Annotated in this window: 25 protein-coding genes; 1 reads left to right on the top strand and 24 read right to left on the bottom strand. The window is 66.3% G+C overall.

The genetic code is table 11. The annotated features are described in order from the left end of the window. Positions 1–5 precede the first annotated feature (5 nt). The 20 genes from JXQ94_RS04050 to JXQ94_RS03955 all read right to left on the bottom strand — a co-directional run bounded on the left by JXQ94_RS04050 (position 6) and on the right by JXQ94_RS03955 (position 17,955). Positions 6–1,520 (bottom strand): Do family serine endopeptidase, encoded by a 1,515-nt coding sequence (locus tag JXQ94_RS04050; RefSeq protein ID WP_421922526.1) that lies wholly within the window; start codon positions 1,518–1,520, stop codon positions 6–8. A 101-nt stretch (positions 1,521–1,621) separates the two neighbouring features. Beyond that, entirely contained in the window at positions 1,622–2,851 is a 1,230-nt protein-coding gene (locus tag JXQ94_RS04045) for an alpha/beta fold hydrolase (RefSeq protein ID WP_421922525.1), read from the bottom strand. Positions 2,852–2,926: 75 nt separating this feature from the next. After that, positions 2,927–3,400 carry a cytochrome c maturation protein CcmE gene (ccmE, locus tag JXQ94_RS04040; protein WP_421922524.1) on the bottom strand — a complete coding sequence of 158 codons (474 nt, stop codon included), beginning with the start codon at positions 3,398–3,400 and terminating at the stop codon, positions 2,927–2,929. Further along, positions 3,400–4,056, bottom strand: a complete 657-nt coding sequence (locus tag JXQ94_RS04035) for a DUF938 domain-containing protein (RefSeq protein ID WP_421922523.1) — start codon at positions 4,054–4,056, stop codon at positions 3,400–3,402. The genes ccmE and JXQ94_RS04035 overlap by 1 nt, the downstream gene beginning before the upstream one ends. A gap of 58 nt (positions 4,057–4,114) precedes the next feature. Further along, complete coding sequence (locus JXQ94_RS04030; RefSeq protein WP_421922522.1) at positions 4,115–5,425, bottom strand: hypothetical protein; 1,311 nt, start codon at positions 5,423–5,425, stop codon at positions 4,115–4,117. Positions 5,426–5,539: 114 nt separating this feature from the next. Beyond that, entirely contained in the window at positions 5,540–6,925 is a 1,386-nt protein-coding gene (locus tag JXQ94_RS04025; protein WP_421922521.1) for a sensor histidine kinase, read from the bottom strand. Beyond that, positions 6,922–7,599 carry a response regulator transcription factor gene (locus tag JXQ94_RS04020; RefSeq protein ID WP_301064286.1) on the bottom strand — a complete coding sequence of 226 codons (678 nt, stop codon included), beginning with the start codon at positions 7,597–7,599 and terminating at the stop codon, positions 6,922–6,924. Before JXQ94_RS04020 ends, JXQ94_RS04025 begins: the two co-directional genes overlap by 4 nt. Before the next feature lie 9 nt (positions 7,600–7,608). Then, positions 7,609–7,962 carry a PepSY domain-containing protein gene (locus tag JXQ94_RS04015; protein WP_421922520.1) on the bottom strand — a complete coding sequence of 118 codons (354 nt, stop codon included), beginning with the start codon at positions 7,960–7,962 and terminating at the stop codon, positions 7,609–7,611. Positions 7,963–8,026: 64 nt separating this feature from the next. Next, complete coding sequence (locus tag JXQ94_RS04010; protein WP_421922519.1) at positions 8,027–8,956, bottom strand: DnaJ C-terminal domain-containing protein; 930 nt, start codon at positions 8,954–8,956, stop codon at positions 8,027–8,029. Between the two features lie 75 nt (positions 8,957–9,031). Further along, entirely contained in the window at positions 9,032–12,784 is a 3,753-nt protein-coding gene (locus JXQ94_RS04005) for a baseplate multidomain protein megatron (protein ID WP_421922518.1), read from the bottom strand. Beyond that, on the bottom strand, positions 12,766–13,266 hold the full coding sequence (locus JXQ94_RS04000) for an NlpC/P60 family protein (RefSeq protein ID WP_421922517.1): 501 nt from the start codon (positions 13,264–13,266) through the stop codon (positions 12,766–12,768). Before JXQ94_RS04000 ends, JXQ94_RS04005 begins: the two co-directional genes overlap by 19 nt. Next, positions 13,263–13,931: a DUF2163 domain-containing protein gene (locus JXQ94_RS03995; protein WP_421922516.1), complete on the bottom strand. Its 669-nt coding sequence runs from the start codon at positions 13,929–13,931 to the stop codon at positions 13,263–13,265. The genes JXQ94_RS04000 and JXQ94_RS03995 overlap by 4 nt, the downstream gene beginning before the upstream one ends. A 33-nt stretch (positions 13,932–13,964) precedes the next feature. Next, positions 13,965–14,591, bottom strand: a complete 627-nt coding sequence (locus JXQ94_RS03990; protein ID WP_421922515.1) for a phage distal tail protein, Rcc01695 family — start codon at positions 14,589–14,591, stop codon at positions 13,965–13,967. Then, positions 14,588–15,109 carry a phage tail tape measure C-terminal domain-containing protein gene (locus JXQ94_RS03985; protein ID WP_421922514.1) on the bottom strand — a complete coding sequence of 174 codons (522 nt, stop codon included), beginning with the start codon at positions 15,107–15,109 and terminating at the stop codon, positions 14,588–14,590. Before JXQ94_RS03985 ends, JXQ94_RS03990 begins: the two co-directional genes overlap by 4 nt. Next, positions 15,106–15,303 carry a phage tail assembly chaperone gene (locus JXQ94_RS03980; RefSeq protein ID WP_421922513.1) on the bottom strand — a complete coding sequence of 66 codons (198 nt, stop codon included), beginning with the start codon at positions 15,301–15,303 and terminating at the stop codon, positions 15,106–15,108. Before JXQ94_RS03980 ends, JXQ94_RS03985 begins: the two co-directional genes overlap by 4 nt. After that, positions 15,300–15,569: a GTA-gp10 family protein gene (locus JXQ94_RS03975; protein WP_421922512.1), complete on the bottom strand. Its 270-nt coding sequence runs from the start codon at positions 15,567–15,569 to the stop codon at positions 15,300–15,302. Before JXQ94_RS03975 ends, JXQ94_RS03980 begins: the two co-directional genes overlap by 4 nt. A 2-nt stretch (positions 15,570–15,571) precedes the next feature. After that, positions 15,572–15,988 carry a phage major tail protein, TP901-1 family gene (locus JXQ94_RS03970; RefSeq protein WP_421922511.1) on the bottom strand — a complete coding sequence of 139 codons (417 nt, stop codon included), beginning with the start codon at positions 15,986–15,988 and terminating at the stop codon, positions 15,572–15,574. A gap of 113 nt (positions 15,989–16,101) precedes the next feature. Further along, positions 16,102–16,668 carry a DUF4760 domain-containing protein gene (locus tag JXQ94_RS03965; RefSeq protein ID WP_421922510.1) on the bottom strand — a complete coding sequence of 189 codons (567 nt, stop codon included), beginning with the start codon at positions 16,666–16,668 and terminating at the stop codon, positions 16,102–16,104. Between the two features lie 307 nt (positions 16,669–16,975). Continuing rightward, positions 16,976–17,380, bottom strand: coding sequence for a DUF3168 domain-containing protein (locus JXQ94_RS03960; RefSeq protein ID WP_421922509.1), 405 nt, complete (start codon positions 17,378–17,380; stop codon positions 16,976–16,978). Next, entirely contained in the window at positions 17,377–17,955 is a 579-nt protein-coding gene (locus JXQ94_RS03955) for a head-tail connector protein (RefSeq protein ID WP_421922508.1), read from the bottom strand. The genes JXQ94_RS03960 and JXQ94_RS03955 overlap by 4 nt, the downstream gene beginning before the upstream one ends. On the opposite strand from JXQ94_RS03955, the gene JXQ94_RS03950 reads away from it, so the two are divergent. After that, on the top strand, positions 17,954–18,295 hold the full coding sequence (locus JXQ94_RS03950) for a hypothetical protein (protein WP_421922507.1): 342 nt from the start codon (positions 17,954–17,956) through the stop codon (positions 18,293–18,295). The genes JXQ94_RS03955 and JXQ94_RS03950 overlap by 2 nt on opposite strands. Before the next feature lie 297 nt (positions 18,296–18,592). Here the strand turns inward: JXQ94_RS03950 and JXQ94_RS03945 are convergent, their stop codons facing one another. The 4 genes from JXQ94_RS03945 to JXQ94_RS03930 form a co-directional block, all read right to left on the bottom strand. Further along, a complete protein-coding gene (locus tag JXQ94_RS03945; protein WP_421922506.1) occupies positions 18,593–19,804 on the bottom strand; it encodes a phage major capsid protein in 1,212 nt (403 codons plus the stop codon). A gap of 41 nt (positions 19,805–19,845) precedes the next feature. Further along, positions 19,846–20,280 carry an HK97 family phage prohead protease gene (locus tag JXQ94_RS03940; RefSeq protein WP_421922505.1) on the bottom strand — a complete coding sequence of 145 codons (435 nt, stop codon included), beginning with the start codon at positions 20,278–20,280 and terminating at the stop codon, positions 19,846–19,848. Positions 20,281–20,509: 229 nt separating this feature from the next. Continuing rightward, entirely contained in the window at positions 20,510–20,749 is a 240-nt protein-coding gene (locus JXQ94_RS03935; protein WP_421922504.1) for a hypothetical protein, read from the bottom strand. Beyond that, positions 20,742–21,797, bottom strand: a complete 1,056-nt coding sequence (locus JXQ94_RS03930; RefSeq protein ID WP_421922503.1) for a phage portal protein — start codon at positions 21,795–21,797, stop codon at positions 20,742–20,744. Before JXQ94_RS03930 ends, JXQ94_RS03935 begins: the two co-directional genes overlap by 8 nt. Positions 21,798–21,823: the final 26 nt, after the last annotated feature.

Genomic DNA, 21,823 nt, shown 5'->3' with positions numbered 1-21,823 from the left:
TTTCTCTAGTCGGCTTCGCCGAGTTGCAGAGCGACATAGCGTTGACCGCCACGTCCCTCGACCAGCAGCAGGATGGCGCTGCGACCGTCTTCGCGGGCTTCGTCCGCGATGGCGCGGAGCGTGTCCGCATCGGCGACCGGATTGCCGCCGGCCTCCAGGATGATGTCTCCGGTGAGGATGCCCTTGCGGGCGGCTTCACTGCCGGACTCGACCTCGTCGACCACAACGCCGTCGACATCAGGGGCAATTCCGCGCACGTCGCGGTCTTCCTCACTGAGCGGCGCCATGGACATGCCGAAGACGGCGGCCCGCGGCGCAACCTGTTCGGCATTGCTCATGATGGCCAATTCCTGCTCACCCGGGCGATCGCCCAAGGTGACGCGGATCGTGCGTTCGCGACCATCGCGCAGGATGAGGAAGCGAACCTCGTCACCCACCGCGATATTGCCGACGCGGCGCGTCAGATCGCGCGAACCGTCGACGGCCTCGCCATTGATTTCCAGCACCACATCCTCACGCTCGAAACCGCCGCGGGCGGCCGGGCCACCCTCGACAATGGAGCTGACAATGGCGCCGGTGGTGTCGTCCAGGCCGAGGGCCCCGGCGATGTCGTCGGTGACATTCTGGATCGAGACACCGAGCCAGCCACGGGCGACCCGGCCGTCATCGAGCAGATCATCAACGATCCGCGCGGCGACGTCAGACGGGATGGCAAACCCGATGCCGACATTGCCGCCTGTGGGTGAGAAGATCTGCGAATTCACGCCGATCACATTGCCGTTGAGATCAAAGGTCGGGCCACCGGAATTGCCGCGATTGATGGGCGCATCGACCTGGATGAAGTCATTATAGGTCGAATTGCCGATCGGGCGGCCGATGGCGGAAATGATGCCGGCCGTTGCCGTCCCGCCCAGACCAAATGGATTGCCGACGGCCACGACCCAGTCGCCGACCCGGTATTGCGGATCTTCCTCGAAGGTGACGAAGGGGAAGTCGACGTCCGCATCGACCTTGAGCAGGGCCAGGTCGGTCTGCGGATCAGTGCCGATGACGCGGGCCGAATACTCCTCGCCATCGGATGTACCAATGGTGATTTCCTCGGCATCGGCAACGACGTGATTATTGGTGACGATATAGCCCTCGGCCGAGATGAAGAATCCCGAACCGAGCGACTGGCGCGGCTGCGGCGCCGGGCGTTCGCCGCCAAACTGGCGCTCCAGCCATTCGCGCATTTGCGGCGGCAGGTTATCCATGTCCGGACCACCCGAGCCACCCAGGCTCAATTCCTGCGGCGCACCACTGACCTGCACGGTGACTACAGACGGGCTGACACTTTCGATGAGGTCAGCAAAGGACATCGGTGCGCCAGCCGGGACAGCTCCCGCAAACCGGGGCTCCTCGGACGACTGGAAAGCATGGGCCTCGCCCATTGAGCTATCCAGAAGACTTCCTGCGGCCAGCGCTGAAAGCACCAGGAGCGAAACACCGCCAAGACGGCGTATGCGATCAACCGAAATCATGAGTATCGACGACCTTTCCATTACGATTAGGAGCACAACATCACGCCGCGGGGCTAAACGTTGCGTGTCTCAAAGATTACAATAACATTACAAACGGTAATTTACCCGTCATCTTCCAGTCGCGTCCGCACCACGACCGGACTGTGCAGCGTGCGATGCACAGGACATTTGTCCGCAATCTCCATCAAACGCTTGCGTTGATCGGCATCGAGATCGCCTTCCAGCCTGATGCTGCGCTCGAAGATATCGACATGCCGTTCCTGCCCGTCGACACAGTCCGCGCAATCATCGGCATGACCCTTCTTGTGCCCCGTACTCACCGTGACCCGGTCAAGCGGCAGGTCCTTGCGGTCGGCATACATGCGCAAGGTCATCGCGGTACAGGCGCCAAGCGCGGCGTTGAGATAGCCATAGGGCGACGGGCCGGCATCGCCGCCGCCCACCGAGGCCGGCTCATCGGCAAGCATCACATGATCACCGTCAACCACGTGGTTTTCGTACCGTCCGCGCCCGGTCTCGCGCACGACGACCGCACCGGCGGCGTCCGCCCGCGGAGCTTGCGGCGCCGGCCCCAGGACATAGCGCGCGGCCCAGCTGGCAATCACATCGGCCGCGTAAAGGGCGTCGCTTTCCGCACGCAGCAAATGATCGGCATCATCCAGGCTGACGAAGCTCTTGGGATGTTTCGCCGCGCCGAAGAGGCGGGAGGCATTCTCGACGCCGACAATCTGGTCAGTCGGGGAATGCAGGATGAGGAGAGGCCGGCGCAGCGCCTCCGCCGCGTCCTCGAGGGCGCGTCCGGCAATGTCATCAAGGAATTGCTTCTTGATGGTGAAAGGGCGCCCGGACAGATCCACTTCGGCCCGGCCTTCGCGCGTGATCTCATCCACCTTGTCGGCGAATTGATGGACCACATGGTCGGCATCGGCGGGGGCACCGATCGTGGCGACGGCCCGGACACTGTCGAGCTGGCCCGCGGCAGCGATGACGGCGGCACCGCCGAGCGAGTGACCGATCAGCAGGTCCGGCGCGCAATGCGCCTCGGCCATGAAGGCGGCCGCCGCCAGCAGGTCCTGGATATTGGAAGAGAAATTCGTGTTGGCGAAATCACCGCCGGACTGCCCAAGCCCGGTGAAGTCGAAACGCAGGACCGCAATGCCGGCATCGGTCAGGCGTCGGGCAATGCGGCTGGCGGCGAGAATATCCTTGGAGCAGGAAAAGCAGTGCGCAAACAGGGCATGAGCCCGCGGGCGCCCATTGGGCAGTTCCAGCCGCGCCGCGAGTGTTTCGCCGAGGGCGCCGGTAAATTCGACACGTGTGGATCGGGCCATGCTCTGTCTCCCTTGCTGCGCCACATTTGGGGTGTTCGGCACGCACGGGCAAGACAGATGGCGATGACGTGATCGTCAGCGGCTCCCGGGCCCGCCTTCCGGCACGGCCTCCTCACCCTCGCCCTGCCACACACCCGCCTCGCGCAAGGCTTCCGCGACCTCCGGTGGCATATAGGTCTCGTCATGCTTGGCCAGGACATTGCTCGCCTCAAGCACACCGTCGACGCCGAACCGGCCCTCAACGACCACGCCTTGGCCTTCCCGGAAAAGGTCCGGCAACAGGCCGGCAAAAACGACATCGACCGTCTCGACCCGATCCGTGATGACAAAGCGGGTGGCCCCGCTTTCGGTTTCGCCGACGGAGTCTTCCAGAACCAGGCCACCGACCCGTATCCGGTTTTCCGTGCCCGGATGCTCGGCCGCGACTTCGCTGGGCGAATAGAAGAAGACCACGGCACTGCGCAAGGCCATCAGGCCCAGCGATACGGCGGCAACCAGGACGGTGGCCGACGCGGCAATGGTAGCGAGGCGGCGATTGCGATGGCGCATCAGCGCGTCTCCGGCGATGAAAGGACGAGAAGAAGATTATTGGCCGGCATGTCGACCCGTTCCGCCAGCGCAAACCCCGCCTCGGCAAAGAGCGTGATCACGCTGTCCAGATCGCGGACGCCCCAGGCCGGGTTGCGCGATTTGAGCGAGACGTCAAAATCCAGATTGGACGGTGCGGTCGCATCGCCCTCCTTGTACGGGCCGTACAACACGACCCGGCCGCCCGGCTCCAGGCGCTCCGTCGCGAGCCGGGCCAGGTTTTCCGCCACGGCCCAGGGGGCAATATGGATCACATTCATGCAGACCAGCACATCAAACGGCGCCAGATCCGAAATGGCCTCACCGGTCAGCAGGTCCAGTGCCAGCGGTGCCGAAATAGCCGCACCGGACTCGCGGGCCCAGCCGGCCTGGCTGGCGCGCGAAACCGGGTCCGGGTCTGACGGCTGCCACCGGATATCAGGACGGGCCTGGCAGACTGCGACAGCGTGCTCGCCTGTCCCGGACCCGATTTCCAACACCCGGGCCCGCGCTGGCAGAACACGGCCAAACACCTCGGCGATCGCGGCGCGATTGCGCGCGGCGCTGGGCGAATAAAGTCGACCGTCTTCGACCTTGCGGTCTTCCATCGCGACAGGCGTGTCCGGTGTCTTGCTCATACGGTCGAGTTAGGCCGGTCGGCGGAACAGTGCAAGTCGTGACACAGCGTTTGGGACGCTATGCCGCGTCTGCTGCCGCGACTCCGCGTCGGCGCAGCAAGCTGGCCGGTTCGACCAGACCAGCGGCGTCCATGAGGCGGGCGGTGATCTCCAGCCCGTCCTGGGCCGTGGTGCGGTTCTGGCCTTCGCTCGAGGCGACCAGGTCGACCAGCATTTCGCCAGCCTCCTGCATCCGCTTCTCGGCGATGTCCGCATACCGTTTCTGGGTCGAGGCGATCGCCGCCGCTGTGGCATGCTCCCGACAGCGACCGAGAAAGTATAAAAGCCCTTCGGCCTTGTCGATCGCCGCCTCCTGCGGGATCTGGGCCGGGATGACCCGGCCGCTTCGACCGCGCCGCGGTTCCGGCAGGCCGGCATCGAGGGCCAGCGGCACCTTGGCAAGGATCTTCTCGACATTGGTCGAGGCTTCCGCGCGCAGTCCGAACAGCGACCGCCCCCAGCGACCATCCTTGCGAATGCCGAACTCCTGGGTCATGCCCATGGAGAAAGCCACAAAACGGTCGAAGACCAGATAGCTCGCCTTTGCCTCTTCCAGGGTTTGCGGTGGCTGTTTGAGCCGCGCGGCGAAGAAGCCGGTATCGCCGAGCACCGAATCGCCGATCGCGGCGAGCTCGGTCTTCTGGACCATGAGGTCGTCGTCCTGACGACCGATACGCTTGACCACACGGAAAATCTGCCAGGGATGTACCAGCCGCCCCATGGTCAGGAGCAGGACCCAGAGTGCGGCCTCGGAATTGCTGTCGACCATTTCCTCATGGAGCTGCATGACCCGAAGCGAGAGATCATCATCGAAATCCTCGATCTCCTCGGGCAACTCCGCCATCGCCGTGCCAATGGCCTCGCAATTCTGGAGCAGGACGGTGGCGTCAGCCAGCATGGCACGACCATCGGGGCCGAACCGCTTGAGCAGCGCCGTCATGTCCTTGGGAACCCGGTCCGCCTTGTGCACCGCATCTGCCAGCGCATCGCCGGCCCTGCGGCGGAAATCGAGCCAGATCGGATCGCTCTCGGGCTGTTTGCACTTCTTGGCCGTCTCGACCATGTCCTTGGCGATATGCCGGCCCATCCAGCCCCAGATCTTGGACAGGTCCTCGGTCGAGAAGCGGTATCGCGAGGGCGGGACGAGATCGCTGTCTCCGACCATCGGGCGCAGCGGAGACAGGATATACGCCTTGGCCAGGTCACCGGCAGGCTTGCGCATCGAAAGTTCAAGGTCGGCAAAAATGCCATTGAGCATGGCCGAGGCCGGATCGTTTGCTGCCGCAGCCTTGGTGGTCGCCTGCAGGTTGGCGCGCATGCTTTCCGGCATGCTGCGCCATAGCGCTTCAAGCTTCGCTCTCTGGGAAGGCGATAAATTTGCCATAACCTAGGATACACAGTCTTTTGCTGATCCTAGTCTTCAACGACTTTGGTTAATGAGCGTTTAGCGTCCAGTAGCGGGAAGACCAAGGCGCGCAGCCAGACCGCCGAGTTCTGACCTCGACAGGCTGAGTTCTCCACCATAGGCCTTGGCCAGGTCAGAAACGATCGCCAGACCAAGTCCGGAACCGGGTGCTTGCTCGTCCAGTCGCACACCGCGTTGCAGCGCCGCTTCGCACTCATCCGGGCTCAGACCGGGCCCGTCATCTTCGATGGTCACGGCGAGCTCGCGCGGTGCGGTGCGTTCGGCATGGACATGAACCAGCCCGCCCGACCACTTGCACGCATTGTCCATCAGATTGCCGACCATTTCCTCGAGATCCTGACGTTCGCCCTTGAAGTTGAGACCGCCTTCAATCTCGGTGGTGATGCGGATACCGCGCGCCTTGTTGATCTTCTCCAGCGTGCGGGCCAGATCGCCCAGGGTCGGGCCAAGCGCGGTGCGTGCGCCAACGGCTTTCGCGTGCGCGGCGGCGCGGGCCCGGCGCAAATGGTGCTCCACCTGATCCGTCATGACGCTGGTCTGGCGCTCGACCATGTCGGCCAGCGGTCCGTCGGAGGTGCGCGCCTCATTGGTCAGCACCGCAATCGGTGTTTTCAGGGCATGGGCCAGATTGCCGACATGCGTTCGCGAGCGTTCAACCAGTTCGCGCGAATGATCGAGCATGGCATTGAGTTCATCGGCCAGGGGCTGGAGCTCGACGGGAAATTCGCCGTCCACCCTGTCCTGATTGCCCTCACGGACTTCCGCGACGCTGGTCCGCATGCGCAGGACCGGCGCCAGACCGATGCGAACCTGAAAGAAGACACCGGCAGCAATTGCTGTGGCGAAACCGAGAAACATGATGGCCGAGGTGATGGCGAAATTGCGCACATCGCGATCAGCGGCGGCGCGGTCCTCGGCCGCCATCATGATCACCATGTCCGGCCTGGCTGGCAATTGAACGGCCTGGGCGGTCAGCCGCAGCCCCTCCCCGCTTGGCCCCTTGGTGTCAAAGGACATGAGCTGGCCCGGCGCGGCCAGCAGCGAGGCCAGCAAGGCATCGGGCGGGGCGAGGACTTCGTCCCAGAGCGAGCGGGACACAACCAGGGCCTCATGACCGCCGCCCTCCATCTCCGGAGCATCGGCGATCTGCCAGTAGCGACCGGAAAAAACACGATCAAAGGCCGGGTCCGACGGGCGTCGGGCCAGCACAATGCCACCGCCCGGATCGGTTTCCGCTGCCGCGACCAGGGACTCGACCACGCTCGACAGGCGGTCATCCATCGTCCGCAGGACGGAGCGTTGATAGAGGGTTGTCAGGGCCACCGCGCCCAGTAGCAGAAGTGCCAGCGCCCAGGCAGCGGCGCCGGCAAACAGTCTGAAAGCCAGGGAGGCGCGGCGCTTCACGAAACCGGGCGCGCCACCGGAGCAACCAGGCGGTAGCCCAGACCGCGCACGGTCTCGATCCGGTCCGTGCCGATTTTCTTGCGCAAGCGCCCGACAAAGACCTCGATCGTATTGCTGTCGCGGTCGAAATCCTGGTCGTAAATGTGCTCGACCAGCTCGGTCCGCGAGATCACCCGGTCCTGATGGTGGGCGAGATAGGACAGCATGCGGAATTCGTGCGAGGTCACCTTCACGGGCGCACCGTCAATGAAGACGCGGGCGCCGCGTGTATCGATGGACAGGCCACCGCACTCAATCGTCGAGGTCGTGTGCCCGGCCGCGCGGCGCGTCAGGGCGCGCATGCGGGCCAGCAATTCTTCGGTATGGAACGGCTTGGTGAGATAGTCGTCGGCGCCGGCATCAAAGCCCGCGACCTTTTCAGACCAGCGATCGCGCGCGGTCAGAATCAGGACCGGGAAGTCCCGCCCGGCCTGGCGCCAGCGCTCCAGGACAGTCACCCCGTCCATCTTGGGCAGGCCCAGATCGAGCACGACGACATCATAGGGTTCGGTGTCGCCCATGAAATGACCGTCTTCGCCATCCAGGGCCGCGTCCACGGCATAGCCGGCATCTTCCAGGGCCCGGCCAAGCTGGCGGTTCAGGTCCGGATCGTCTTCAACAACAAGCGCGCGCATGCACTCCCCCTATCGTTCAAAGAGTATCTGCCCGGTACGGGCATCGGCAACCACATCGACGCGGCGGCCATCACGGGTGAGAATCTTGATCACATAGCGCGGTGCATTGCCGCCCTCGAGCTCGGCATCGAGCACGTCGGCGCCGGGATAGCGGCGACGCACTTCCGAGATCACACGGAGTGCCGGAACCACATCACCCTGACGCCGCGCATCGCGGGCTTCAGGCGCGGTATAGCGGTCCTGCAGGCTGGCATAGCCGGCAGGCTGGATCGACGACGGGACCGACAGGTCGGGGCCGTCGGCCATTGCGGGGGCCGCGATGACGCTCAGGGCGCCGGCAAGGATGATCAAATGTCTCAACATGACACTCACTCTGACGGGTTCCCCCTGAACCCGTGCTGAACAACTTACTACCAAAACATCACGCTCACGAGCGCAGGCCCTTGCGCGGATCATAGCCTTCCGGCGGCGACCATTTTTCCAGAAAGGCCTTGAGCGCCTCGTCACTGGAGGGCAAGGCGACCATCAAACGGATCAGCTGATCGCCCCGCTTGCCCTTCTGCCCCGCAAATCCCTTGCCACGCAGACGCAGGAGTGTGCCCGAGGACGATCCGGGCGGAACCCGGACATCGACCGGTCCGTCAATGGTCGGCGCGCGCACCTTGGCACCCAGCGCCGCTTCCTTGACGCTGATCGGCAATTCCAGTCGCACATCATCTCCGGCGCGGGAGAAGTATTTGTGCTCGGCGACCTTGATCTCGATCAGCGCATCGCCCGGCTTGCCGCCCATGGCCGACGCCTCACCCTGACCGCGCAGGCGCAGGACCTGGCCGTCACTGGCACCGGATGGGACGGCGACATCCACCGTTCGACCGCCCGGCAGGGCGACGCGATGCTTGCCACCCTGGGCGGCCTGCATGAAGTCGACGGTCACGCTCTGACGGATATCGGTCCCCTTGCGTGATGCCTGCTGCTGGCGCCCACCACCCTGACCCCCCATGTCTGTGAAGAGGTCGGAAAAAATGTCCTCGAATCCACCACGACCGGCATTGCGTGACTGGCGGAAATTGAACGGCCTGCCGCCACCCATGCCCGCACCACCCATGCCGCCCATGCCGCCCATGCCGGGATGAAAACCGGCGCGCGCAGCGGCGTCATACTCGGCCCGCTTTTCCGGGTCGGAGAGGAGTTTGAACGCCTGGGAGACATGCTTGAAACGCTCTTCCGCGGCCGCATTGCCCGGATTGGAATCCGGGTGCAACTCCTTGGCCAGCTTGCGATAGGCCTTGCGGATCTCGTCAGCGGTCGCCGTCTTGGCAACACCAAGCGTCTTGTAGGGATCGTCCATACCCGTCATGCCTTGCCAGACCCGTGTTGGTAATCTCGGTCAGGCATCATGTAAGCGGCTTTGGCGGTGATATCAAAGCACAGCTCACAGGTTGAGTTCAGCGCTGGCCTCGGCCCCCGCACCGATCCGCGCCGATATCTGCGCGACCCGGGCCACCAGATGCCCGGGCAAGGCCCCGAACAGGCCCGTCAATGCGGTATCGCTGAGATTCAGTGCAGCGCTGTCCGGGTTCAGGGCCGGCGCGGCGACGCCATCGCCAACCAGGATCACCTGCCACGCCTCGACTGCTTCGCCCAGCGGGACATCCGGGGCCGACCAGTCATCCCCGCCCGTGCGCGTCTGACGTATCCAGGCAAGCGCCACGCCGGTGGCGGTTCGCCGAAGCCGCAAATGCGCCGGAGGCAGGGGGGCCAGGTCGGCGCGCGGCGGCGGCGTGCCGCGCACGGTCGCCGCATTGTCGAGCGGGTCCAGCCCGGCCTCCACGGCCCGAAATTCCAACTCGACCCCGCGCTCATGGGGGCTGAGCGGCAGGGGCTGGCAGGCGGTGTCGAGGACCACCGCCCGCGACCCCAGCGGAGCCGGCTCGCAATAGCCGGCACCCAGGCCGCGCAACAGACCGGTCAGGCGATAGCGCCCCGGCGCTTGCAACTCCGCATGGCAGAACGCGATCACCTCCCAGGTCCCGGCCTCACGCTCGACCGCAATGCGATTGCCCGCCGCCAGGACCGTCTCCGGTGCGTGACTTTCCAGATGACCGTCATCCAGGGTCACCACCAGCGCATTGGCCTGGTCCCAATACCCGACCGGGCCCGCACCCAACGCCGCGTCCAGCACGCCAAAACGGGCCGGTCGGCCCAGCGACAACCGGCGCTCGCCGGCCAGCCAGACATCCACCGTACCCGGCCAGGGCCGCGACCAGACCGCGACGCGGGGCCCGTCCCGCAACTCCCCCGACTGAAGGGGGAGGTCGAGGAGTTCCAGTGCCGGGCGGATCGACCCCGGGGAGAGGCCCTGTTCGCGGCCTGCCTCACCGGCCGAAAGCGTCGCCGCCCGCCCGGCCGGGCGGGCCAGCTCGGCCGTTCGGACGCTGTCGCCCTCCAGCGCGATGACCTGCCAGTCCCCATCCGCCCGCGTCAGGACATCGCCGATCTCGACCGCGAGGAGCGACGGCGGCATGGTGAGAGACAGGTGGTCAGCCTGACGATGGGACGCCTCCAGCGCATCACCGCACCAGTGTCTGGCCGTCTCGGCGTCGGCGGTGACCGGCACGCTCAGCCAGCGACTCTCCACTGTCCCGAAATGTTCGCGCGCCGCCGCGTGGCCCGCACGGTAATCAGCCTGGTCATCCTGAAACTGCAGACGTACATCGCGCAGCAAATCCATCGGCGCGGGGTAGCGCCGGATCACACTGTCCCGCCCGCGATCGACACAGTCGGACACGCTGATGCCCGCCGGCACCACATCCGCCGAGACAAAGCGCACCGAAAAAGCCCCGTCCAGCACGCCCAGCCCCAGAAGACCGACCAAGGGTGCCAGCGCGTCGCGGGCGGGCATGGGACGGTCCACCAGATAGCCGGCGACGAGATCATGCACGCCGCTGGTATCACAGTCTTCGAGCCCGGCGGCATCGGCCATGTCGTCAATGATCCGGCCAACCGGCACGAGACCCGCCCGGCCATTGAGCCAGTGACCGCGGCGCCAGTTCTCGCCATCCGACCAGACCTCGGACCGGGCGGGAAAGTCCGGCCAGGGTCGGGCATCGAAAGCCCAGACCGCCGTCCAGTCCGGCTCGACCATCGGGCCGCCATAGAGCGGGGAGACCGGATTGGCGGCCGGATCATCCCAATGGGCCAACAGGGCTTCCAGATAGCGGCGCTGGATCAGATCATCGCGTGTCCCGCTGGAGAAATGGGGCGGCCTGCTCTCCGCGCTTTTCGGATCGATGAAAACATTGGGCTGATTGGCGCCCTTGTCGACGGCCGGGCAACCGGTTTCCGTGAGCCAGACCGGTTTTGACATCGGCACCCAGCCGCTTGGTGTCGCGGCACGTACACCGTCCGGCCGGTCATGATGGGGGTTCGACCACCAGCCGATCAGATCCTTGAAGCGCCAGACCCAGGCCTCGTCATGGGTCGTGTCGCTGATCGGGGTTCGCATCTGGGCATCACGGTCGGCCGGGCTGGCATAATACCAGTCATACCCCTCTCCACCGGCGACCTGACTGGCGAGATAGGCCCGATCATGGGGGCGGTCCGCCAGACCGGTATCGAGATGGTCCTCGCCTGCGCGCCAGTCGGCCAGCGGGATGTAGAAATCAATCGCGACGGCGTCGATGTCCGGGTGCGACCACAAGGGGTCGAGATGGAAATGCTTTGCGCCGTCGGCTGGCTGATGGCCGTGATACTCGCTCCAGTCGGCCGCATAGGAGAGTCGGGTGGACGGGCCGAGCAAGCTGCGGGCCTCGGTCGCGAGGTCGCACAGGGCCGCGACCGCCGGATAGCCCTCCTCGCGTCCGGATGTGGACAGCGCCACCATTTCCGATCCGATGAGAAACCCGTCCACGCCACCCGCCGCCCTGGCCAGCGCTGCGCAATGCAGGATGAAACGCCGATAGCGCCATTCGGACGGACCGGCATAGGTGATCGCCGCACCCGACACACTGAAATCACTTGCCTGCGCGCTGCCCATGAAGGCCGAGACCTGCGGCGCGACACTGCCCGCCACCGGTCGGATCCGTCCGCGCCAGGGATAGGCCGGTTGACCGCTCCCGCCATCCGGATCCGCAAGCACATTGCCCGCCGGTATGTCCATCAGGATGAAGGGATAGAGCGTCACCCGGTAGCCGCGCGCCCTGAGTTGACCGATCAGCGCGATCACGCCGGCATCATCCGGTGAGCCGCCATAGACCGGCCGCCCGTCGACACGACCGACAAGCCAGGCTCCGCTGCGGTCAATCCCGGCAACCGACCAGTCGGTCGGACGGGTCCGGGTGCTGTCATCCTCGACCCCGGGCCGCAGCTCGCACACACCGCAACGCAGATCATCGCCGAACCAGGCCAGTACGATCTGGACCGACCGGCATGCGGGCAGATCCCGCTCGAGGTCTTCCAGCGCCGCCATGACATCGGTCAGACCGCGGGCATTATTGCGGTTGAGCGGTGTTTCCGCACCCGGCCCGTCCAGCCGCATGACCGGATCCGGAGAGAGGGCGAACTCGCCACAGCCGGGGATGAGATTGATCCCGCGCACCTGACGCTCCAACCCGCCCTCGCCCACGCCCCGAAACACTTCCACCGAGAGATTGGGGATGCGGTGCCCGAACGCATCCAGCGCCAGGTCCTCAAACACGAGATAGGCGGTCCCGCGAAAGCCGGGCGCGTCGACGCCTTCAATGGCACTGATCAGCGGGTCCGGCATCTGGTCCTCGCGGCCCGTATGCCAGCGCACGGCATGACGGGAGCGGTCGAGCAGGGCGCCATTGGCCCAGATGCGCCCAATCCCGGCAATCTCGCCCTCACACACCCCGACCGCAAAGGAGAGTGAATAGGTATAGCCGGTCTGTTTCGGCCCGCCCTTGCCGCCGCCGGAGGTCTCGGAATGTTCGACAAAGCGCGCCGCCCAGATCACCTGACCGGCAATGCGGGCGCGGCCCCACAGGCGCGGCATGGGCGCGCCATCGACCGAGGTCTGCAGCGGCAACTCGGCCAGGCGCGGCCCTTCACGCGCCGGGCTTAGCGCGTTCATCACCAGACCGGCCGCGGCCTGGCCAAGCGCGGGCAAGGCGGCCCGCGCAACCCCCAGCGCCGCGCGGCCTGCGGTCAGGACGAGCTGGGCCATGCGAACACCTCCTCGGGATCGGGATTTTGACAGGCGGGCAGGTCGGGAAAGGCAAAGGCCGCGACCAGGCGCCGCCGCCACCAGGGCGTCAGAGCGGTCTCACAGACATTGCGGCGCCAATAGGCATGGATGATGCGCTGGTGCTGGGACAGCACCGCGCAATGGCGCGCCGCTCCGCCCGGCTCGGCCGCAAAGAGCAGCACATGGCCGGGCCGCACCGCCGCCCGGTCGACCTCCCGGAAGTGACGCCGCGCGGCCTGCATCAGCGCACCCGCCAGGGGCGTGTCGACGACGTCGCGTTCATAAGGCGGCACCGCTTCCGGCTCGGCGCCATAAAGCGCCCGCCAGATCCCGCGCAGGAGACCGAGGCAATCACAGCCCGCGCCGAGGCAGCTGCCCTGATGGCGATAGGGTGTGCCGATCCAGCGACGCGCTTCGGCGAGCGCTTGCGCCCGGGCCGAGACCGGCTTGCGCGCCCTCATCCGCCCAGCCCCCGCGAGCCGCCATCGCGGACCGGTTCGCTCGCCGGTGAGGCCTGCAGAACATCATTGCCGATCATGTGGGGAAAGCCGCGGAAATTCAGCGTATTGGCAAAACGGTCGCGGCAGGTGGCGAAACTCTGGTCACAGCCCAGACCCAAGTCCGGATGATCACTGGCCACGCCGCAGCGCTCGTCACCCAGGACCGCATCACAACGGCGGGCGAAGACCCGGCCCGTCACCCGTGACAGGCGATGGGACAGGCCCAGCAGCTCCGCCTCGAAGCGGCCATCGGCACGGCGCACCTCGCCCAGCTCGCCCTGGCCGGTCTTGAGGCCCTCGGGTGGATCAGCGGACCAGTCGACCCGCCAGGTTTCAACCCGGGCGCCGGACCAGAGCCCCGTCTCCAGATCCGCGGCCTTCAGGACGGTGTCGTCGAGCGCGCCGACCAGGCCGGCCTGGTCCGGGACCAGCCCGGTTTCGGTCGAACACTCGCCGGCGCCAAAGCCGGTCCCGGCACGGCAGGTCACGCCTTGCCAGGCAAGGTCCCGGTCATGGTCGGTAAAGCCGAAACGGGCGCCATCAGACCGGGTCACGATCCAGCAAGCGCACAGACAGGTCACACCGGTCTCGAGCGCCGCCTGCAGGGTTTCAGGCACGTGTCGCATGCTCACCTCCTGGCACCGGACCGGCGCCGCAAGTCAGGGCTTGAGTTCAATCAGGGGGATGGAATGGGCCGCCGCCGCGCCGGGTTGGTCGAGGGCCAGGTCGAGCCGGTCCTGCTCGAAGCGAACCGGCACATCAAAGGCAAATCCGGCCGTGACACTGACCCCCGGTGAGGGCGGGATATCGAGGGTCACCAGACCGGTCGTCCAGTCGACCGAGACGCCTTCGGTCTCGACCCCGTCCAGCGCGATCCGTAGCGATCCCTCAACCGGTTTGGTGACGGTCCGCACCCAGCTTTCGCCACCGCTCTCATAGCGCTTGACCAGCTGGAAAACCGCATGGCTGCCATCGCCCGTGCCAAGCCGCTGGTCGGTCGGCTCCGGGGCCCGGTCGGGTGAGGTCGAGCGATTGTCGAAGGGGTCACGAAAACGAAAGCCGTGCAGCGGACCGCGCCGGGCCTCGAAAAAGGCGAGCAGGGTGTGGATGTCCGCCAGAGAGCGAATGCCCGGCCCGGCATCATAGCGACGGCGACTATCCGCCCAGGTCGTATTGCGCTGCTCGCGGCCGGACAGGAGCGGCACAATCTCGGTCCGCCGCTGCGGCCCGCCCGTAGCCCCGACCGAGACCGGGAAGGGAAAGCGGGTCTCGTGAAACACGCTCATGACCAGCGCCTCCCCTCATCCACCGCCCGGGCCAGGGCCCGCGCGATTCGTCCGCGCGAGGCCTGCACCGCCATCTCCGGCGAGCCGGGCGGCAGGGTAAGATGAATATTGACGGTCTGACTGCCCGCCCCGCCCGGTACGACCTGACCGGACTGGCTCGGGGTGAAGACTTCCGGTCCGCGCTCGCCGACCAGATAGGCCGCACCCGGCTGGACCGGGCCGCCTTCAGCGCGACCACCGGCGGGCGGCGCCATGCCCCCGATCGAGCCCAGCGCCCGGTCGATCAATCCGGCCAGGGGGCGTTCGATCATTTGCTGTGTCGCCAATCGGGCCAGATCAGCCAGGATGGCATCGGTCATGCGGGAAAAATCCGCTGCACCGGACCGTGCCGCCCGTCCGAGCGCCTGCTCGATCCGGCTGCCGGCGCGCTCGAATGCCGACTCCAGCGCCTCGGCGGCCTGCTGGCCCGCCCCGTCGGCGAGCGTCTCGAGCGGATTGTCTGATGGGGATGATGTCATGACTGAACCTTTGCTGTGCTTGTCTCGGATGGGTCGGGAAAGCGGGCCCGCAGTGCATCCAGTCCGGCACGGTCCAGGGCGGCGTCACCCGCCGCGCCGGTCAGGGCCCGCCATTCAAGGAGAGACAGCGCCCAGACCTCCGCAGGGCGAAGCCCCAGCGCCAGGCCAGCGCGCAAAACAGGCGCCCAGTTCATGGCTCCAGCCCCGCCTCCAGACAGGCCGCAACCGCCTGGGCGACCGTGTCGAGGCGCAAGGGCACCGCTTTCAGCTCGGCCAGCTCGACCGGCGTCCCGCCGCCGCGCGCCAGGGCCGCGACGACGCGCACCAGGCGATCAGCCGTGAGGCTTTCGCCAGCCGGGCAGAGCGTTTCGATCTCGGCCAGCGCCCCCAGGGTGAGGCAAAGCGTCAGCGTGCGTTCGCCCAGGGTGAGCGCGATTTCGCCGCGTTGGGGATTGGGCATGTCTAAAGCGCCGCGAAGACCAGCGCCCCGGCCGAGGCCAGGCTCATCGACCAGGTCGCCTCACCATCATGCCGGCCGCCATAATCCAGGGCCGCGACCTGGAAGGGCCCGGTCAGCGTGCCGAAATCGGGAATGACGAGCTGCCAATCATCGCGCGACTGGTCGAAAAAGGCCTGACGGATACGGGCATCGGCCCCGGCGTCCACGAAGACACCGGAGCCGGAGACACCGCACGTCTTCACGCCACCACCCGCCAACAATTCACGCCACCCTTCCACGCTCTCGGCATGGGTGACATCAACCGGGCGGGCATTGAGCGAGATCGTCTTGAGACGCAGGCCCGCCGCACTCTCATAGGCCGGCGGATCGCCGCCATCACCCATACGGATCAGGATATCGCGGCCGGATTGGACACTCATGGAAGATCTCCTCGGGCAAACCGGCCAACGCCGGCCATCAGGCAAGAAAAAACCGCCCGGCGAGGGGCGGTTTGGTGGGTGTGGGAGGGAATGGGGTGCAGCCTTGAAGGGGGTTAGCCGCGCCAGCGCTCGGCCAGGGTCTGGTATTGCCGGTACAGCGCCGGACGCCCGTCGCGCTGACGCTTCTCCTGGACATAGAGCGAGAAGTCCTGCCAGTCCTCGACATAGCTGGCGCGCCACCACTGCTTGATGATTTCCTCGTCCAGCGCCTTCAGCTCGATACCGATGGCGGTGGCCTCATAATAGTTGAACAGCTTGGTGATGACCTCGGCCGCGTCGATGGCGGCCTGGTGGTGCTTGACGAAATGGTCTTCCACCTGCGCCAAGCCGTAGGGGGCCGGACCGGCTTTCTTGAGGCTGTCGATCACGGCCTTGAACTGTTCGTTCATGACGATGAGGTCGCGGTCGCGGGTTTGCTCGATGATGTGGTCGAAGGACTTGGAGACCTGGTCGCGCTTGCGGGCCTTGTCATGATCTTTGCGATTGCGGTGCCGAGCATCCCAGAAAGCAAGCGCCGCGATCAGGACGGACACACCCAGTACAATGGGCGAGACCGCCGGCAACCATTGCCACCAGGCCGGCTCGGTCATGATCGCGCACGCGGCTTCACACCCCTGCATGCATTTCTCCATAAAGCCACTTCAAGTGGCGCGCCAAGGCGCAAAAAAGCCCGGTCGAACCGGGCCTTCTTGTACAAGCCGCCTAGCGGTTTGTACCCTCGATCCGGTTGGTCCCTTCACGAGATGCGGTCACACCGCGATTTGTGCCTTCGTTACGCATGGCCACCATCCTTGGTTTCAGAGCGATCTCTAGCCGATTTGCCCGGCTTCGTCCACACAGCCCTCCATACACCCGCGGCGCTTACCGGCGGGTAAATCCAGGGCCGGATCGTCAATATAGGCACGAAATGTGCCGCTTCCATGCCGATCACTGCGCCAACACCGCCTTCACCCGCAACAAGCCGCGCTTGAGGCGGCGTTCCGGGGCGATGAAGATGTCGCGATAAGCCGGGGTGATATGGATGAGGCGCCAGGGCGCGGGCAGGTCGATATCCGCGGCGTTGGCGACCGTGTCGGCCAGGGCCGCCAGGACGGCGCGCGGGGCGATGTCGCGTTGCCAGACATCCAGGGTCAGGCGAATCTCGACAAGGCGTGTCGTGTCGACACCCGTCTCGGAAACCGAGGCCGAGCCCCAGCTGGCATGGGGGAAGGCGGCGCGGCGATTGCGCTCCTCGAAGAGGCGCAGCGGGTCGCCCAGCACGTTCGTCAGAGCGGGCGTGGCCGCAAACCGGGTCGCCAGCGCGATCTGCAGCGCCTCCACGACCCCGCTCACAGGGACACCGGTCGGAAAGGCGCGACCAGCTCGGCCACGCCGGGCGGAACCGACGACGCGCCATGGGTCTCGGCGAGATGGACGGTGAGCTGCAGAATGGCTTCGCGCAGCGGCGCCGGCACATCCTCTGGCGCCTCGCCATAGCCGCAACGAAAGCGGATCCCGATCCCCGCCGCCGGCCGGCCCGGCAGGGGCCAGCTCTGACCCGGCCGCAGGACCAGCCGCCCCGGATCGCTCAGCGTGTCGACGAAAAACGCCGCCGGATCGATCTCCGACGGCGTGTCATCCGCACCATAAATCGTGACCGCTTCGAGCGCGATCAACGGCGGTTTCAATACCCTGAACCGCGTCCCGAAAGCCGACAGACGCCCCTCGCCCCACCACACATCGCGCCGCTCCAGCCAGGTCTGGGCGAGCAGCGCCCGCCCGGTATCCCGCTCGACACGCGCCCGGGCGGTTTGTATCCAGTGGTTGATCGCGTCGTCCTGCGACGCATCCGACACCCGAAGGCGGGCCCTGGCCTCGGACAGGCTGACAGGCTCCGCCATGGGCGGAGTGAGGAGTGTGAGGGACATGGGGGAGAACTCCGAAACTGGCCGGACCGGCTTCTGGCGCGATCTGCTGGATCGGACGAAGATGGCACTGATCGGCTTGGCGATATGGATCGGCCTGACCTTGGGCCTGGCCGCGTGGGCGATCTGGGCTCCCGAGGCGATGCCCCAGTTCGCCGTCTACATCCTGATCGGCTCCGTCTTCGGAGCCCCGACCATCGGCGTCACCATCTTCATGGAAACCATCTTTCGACCACGAAAAGACGAAGAGCTTCCAGCCAGGGACGCAAGCGACACGGCCGAAGCGGCGATGCGGGACGCTCTGGCGAACAAGGCAAACAACAGGCGCCCCGGCGCGGACTGATCCATTCAAGCCTTGTCGGCCAGCCGGCCGTATCCGGTTTTCCAGCTCAAGGGTGGAACCGCGCAGCGGCCGCGTTGCGGCCCTTGACCTGGAAAACCGGATACGGCGAGGTCCCGGCAAGGGATGAATGGCGGGGTAAGCGCAGACGCGCGTTACACCGACTACCACAAAACACCGTCATCCCACGGTGGCCGCGAAGCGGGCATCCGGGGGACTTGCGCTTCCTTGTCGACGGGCGAGCTGAGGTCCCCCGGACAAGCCGGGGGATGACGATGAAACTGGGCAAGTTCGGGGAGATCAGCTCACCCCGAACTTCAAGAGCTTGATCGCCTCGAAATCCTGCACCCCGCCGCCGACGCGTTTGGTGGTGTAGAAGAGGACGTGGGGTTTGGCGCTGAAGGGGTCGCGCAGGACTTCCACGCCCTGGCGGTCGACAATGAGATAGCCGCGGCCAAAATCCCCGAAGGCAATGGAGACGCTGTCGGTGCCGATATCGGGCATGTCCTCGGCCTCGGTGACCGGGTAGCCGAGCAGGGTCGAGCTCGCGCCCTCGCCCAGTGCCGGCTGCCAGAGATAATTGCCGTCGGCATCCTTGAAACGGCGCACGGCGGAGACCGTCTGGCGGTTCATCACGAAACGGCCCTTGGCACGATAGGCGGTCCGGGGGGCATAGACGAGATCGATCAGCGCATCGGCGGGGTCGTCGGCATCAAATCCGCCCGCCGTGCCCGTGGCGACATAGCCCAGCTCGCCCCAGGCCTGGTTGCCCTCGGCCACCGCCGTGTAGTCCAGCAGGCCGCGCGGCTTGTTGATGCCGTCGCCGGCGATGAAGGCAGCGCTTTCCTGGGCGGCGAAGACGTCGCGAACTTCTTCCGCCAGCCAGGTCTCGACATCGACCATGGCATCATCGAGCAATTGCTGGGTCGCCGCCGGCATGGCGTAGAGCTCGGCGGCGGGAAATTCGATCAGTTCCAGACCGGGCGCATCGGTCTGCGGACGGGCCGCGCTTTCCGACACCCAGCCGGTCGCCGCGCCGCCGCGCGAGACCGGTTTGCGGAAGACACCGGAGGCCGTCTGGCGGACACTGGCAATGGCCCGGATCGGACTGGCTTCGGCCAGCAGACGGTCAATGCGCGCCTCGGTCTCGACCGGCACGACATGCCCGCCCTCGCCCGGCGTGCCGGCATTGAGCGACTTGCCCTCGCCAATCTCGCCGCGGCGCAGATAGGCGGAGAAGCCGCGCGCCGCGGCGGAGGGTTCACCCCCCGCTGCAAGACCCGGCCGGGCGGCCTCGTGAGCCAGCCGGTCGAGCACGGACTTCTGGACGTCCAGCGCCTGGTCGATACGGGCGACCTTGTCTTCCAGCAAGACGTCAGCGGCGGCCCGGGTCTCGATCTCGGCGAGACGCTGGTCATTGGCCTGCTTGAACTGTTCGAAGGCGGCGAGCAGCTCGCCCATCACGGCCCGGCTCTCGGCGGTGCTGTCCGTCATCTTGGTTTCCTTGTGCATGGGAACTCCTGCTTGGGTGAAGGGATTGGGGATTGGCGGGATCAGGCCGCCACGCGGGACGGCTCAGGAGCCGCAAGACGCAACCGCGCCTGGGGCAGCATCGGGAAAGTCACGATGGACACTTCCCAGAGATCGAGCGCGGTCAGCACCCGCCCGCGCGCCTCGCGAGGCCGCGAAGCACGGGTGCGAAAGCCGATGGAGAGCCCGTCCACCGCACCGCGCCGGACCAGGGTCGCGGCGGCGCGGCCACGCGGGCCGGTGGTCAGGATCTCACCGCGCACATGCAGGCCGCGCGCGTCTTCGCGGATCGCGGTCCACACACCGATCGGCTCGGACGGGTCGTGCTGGAACAGCATCGGGATGGTGCGACGAGTGGCGAGCGAGGCGGCAAAAGCGCCACGCGCCACCACATCGCCGCCCAGGTCAGCCAGCCCGAACAGGCTCGCATGACCCTCGATGGCGAGGGTGTCGGTCATGAGGGGGATGTCCTTGTTGGGGGATGGTGTATCGGCGGGTAAAGATCCGCATTTTTCCCGGAAGCGCGTCAGCGCTATCCGGGACCAACGGGAGACTCAGCACTTCAAGGCGCGTTCGGTTGGTCCCGGGTCTACGCCCGGGAAAAATGAGTGGTGTTCGGAACGGCGGGAGATCACGTGGAATCCGGGCGCTGCCGGCGCGCAATCAGCCATGGATCGCAGAGAGAATTCACTCCTCCATCCGGCGCTCGATCCGCACCAGGCTCTCACGGGCCAGGCGCATTTCCGCTTCCAGGCCGGCCAGGCGTTCGGCGAGCGGGCTCTGGCGGTCGCTGATCTGTTCGAGCTGGTTGAGGCGTTCACCGACCCGGCCGGACCAGATCAGGGCGCCGGAGGTCTGCAGGGCGATGGCGAAGATCAGGCCGAGGGTGACCTGTTTCTGGACCGTCCAATTGTCCATCTCACGCATGCCTGGCCTCCCCGCTCTCCTCGAGCGCGGCGAAGTCCGGCTTGATCTCGAGACCGGGAATGGACCAGGGCCGCAGCCAGACGCTCAGGGCGCGGGCCATTTTCGTCACCAGGGGCCGCACGGTCTGGCGGAGGAAGGCGGCATTGGCCTCGGCGTAATTGGCATAGGTATTGTCGCCCGGCAGACCGAGCAGAAGCGGCGGAACGCCCAGCCCCAGCGCGATCTCGCGCGCGGCTTCGCGGCGGGCTGTGGTGAAATCCATCTCCGCCGGGCTCATCGCCATCGGTGTCCAGTCGAGCCCGCCTTCCAGAAGCAGCGGCCGCCCGGCATTGTTCGGGCCGGTATGGCTGGCTTCCAGCTCGGCCTTCAACCGGTCGAACTGATCCGGCGAAAGCTGGCCATTCTCGCCCTTGAAGACCAGCGCGCCGGACGGGCGTGCCGCATTGTCGAGGAGAGCCCGGGCCCAGTCAGAGCCCGCCGTGTGCAAGTCCAGCGAGCGCCCCACCGCTTCCAGCGGGGACAGCCCGTAATGATCATCGCCGGGATGAAAGAGGCGGATGTGGAAAACCGGGCTGCGACCGGACACGCGGTCGCGCTGGAAACGGCGTTTGCGGCCCGCCGCCGCATATTCCCAACCCTCCGGCCAACCGGTCGGACCGGCCAGCACGCGCATGCGGTCCGGACGCAAGAGGTGGAGCGTGCGCGGCTCGTCGGCCAGGCTGGCAAGCTCGAGATAGGCATTTCCCGCCAGCTGTAGATAACCATAGAGACTTTCCCACAGCTCGGGCCCGGACTGGTCCGGATTGGGCATGTCCAGGAGCCGCGTGATGGCCCCGTCAGTCGCCATCAGCGGCACCGAAGCCGCCGCTTCCGCGGTCAGCCGGACACAGCGATGGACAATGGCATTGCGGGCATAACCCGCCTGCATCATCGCCGGCAGGGCGCGCGGCGACCAGCCGGTCTGCGCGCTGGCAGTCAAGGCAATGAGACGGCTCGACAGGGCGGATTTCTCCTCCCGGCCAAACAAGCGATCAAGCCAGTGGGGCATGGGGGCTCCTTTGGATTTTCGGGTCA

Source organism: Maricaulis maris (assembly GCF_049116555.1).
In the GTDB taxonomy this organism is placed as follows: domain Bacteria; phylum Pseudomonadota; class Alphaproteobacteria; order Caulobacterales; family Maricaulaceae; genus Maricaulis; species Maricaulis maris_C.
This window is presented reverse-complemented; position numbering and strand designations above follow the sequence as displayed.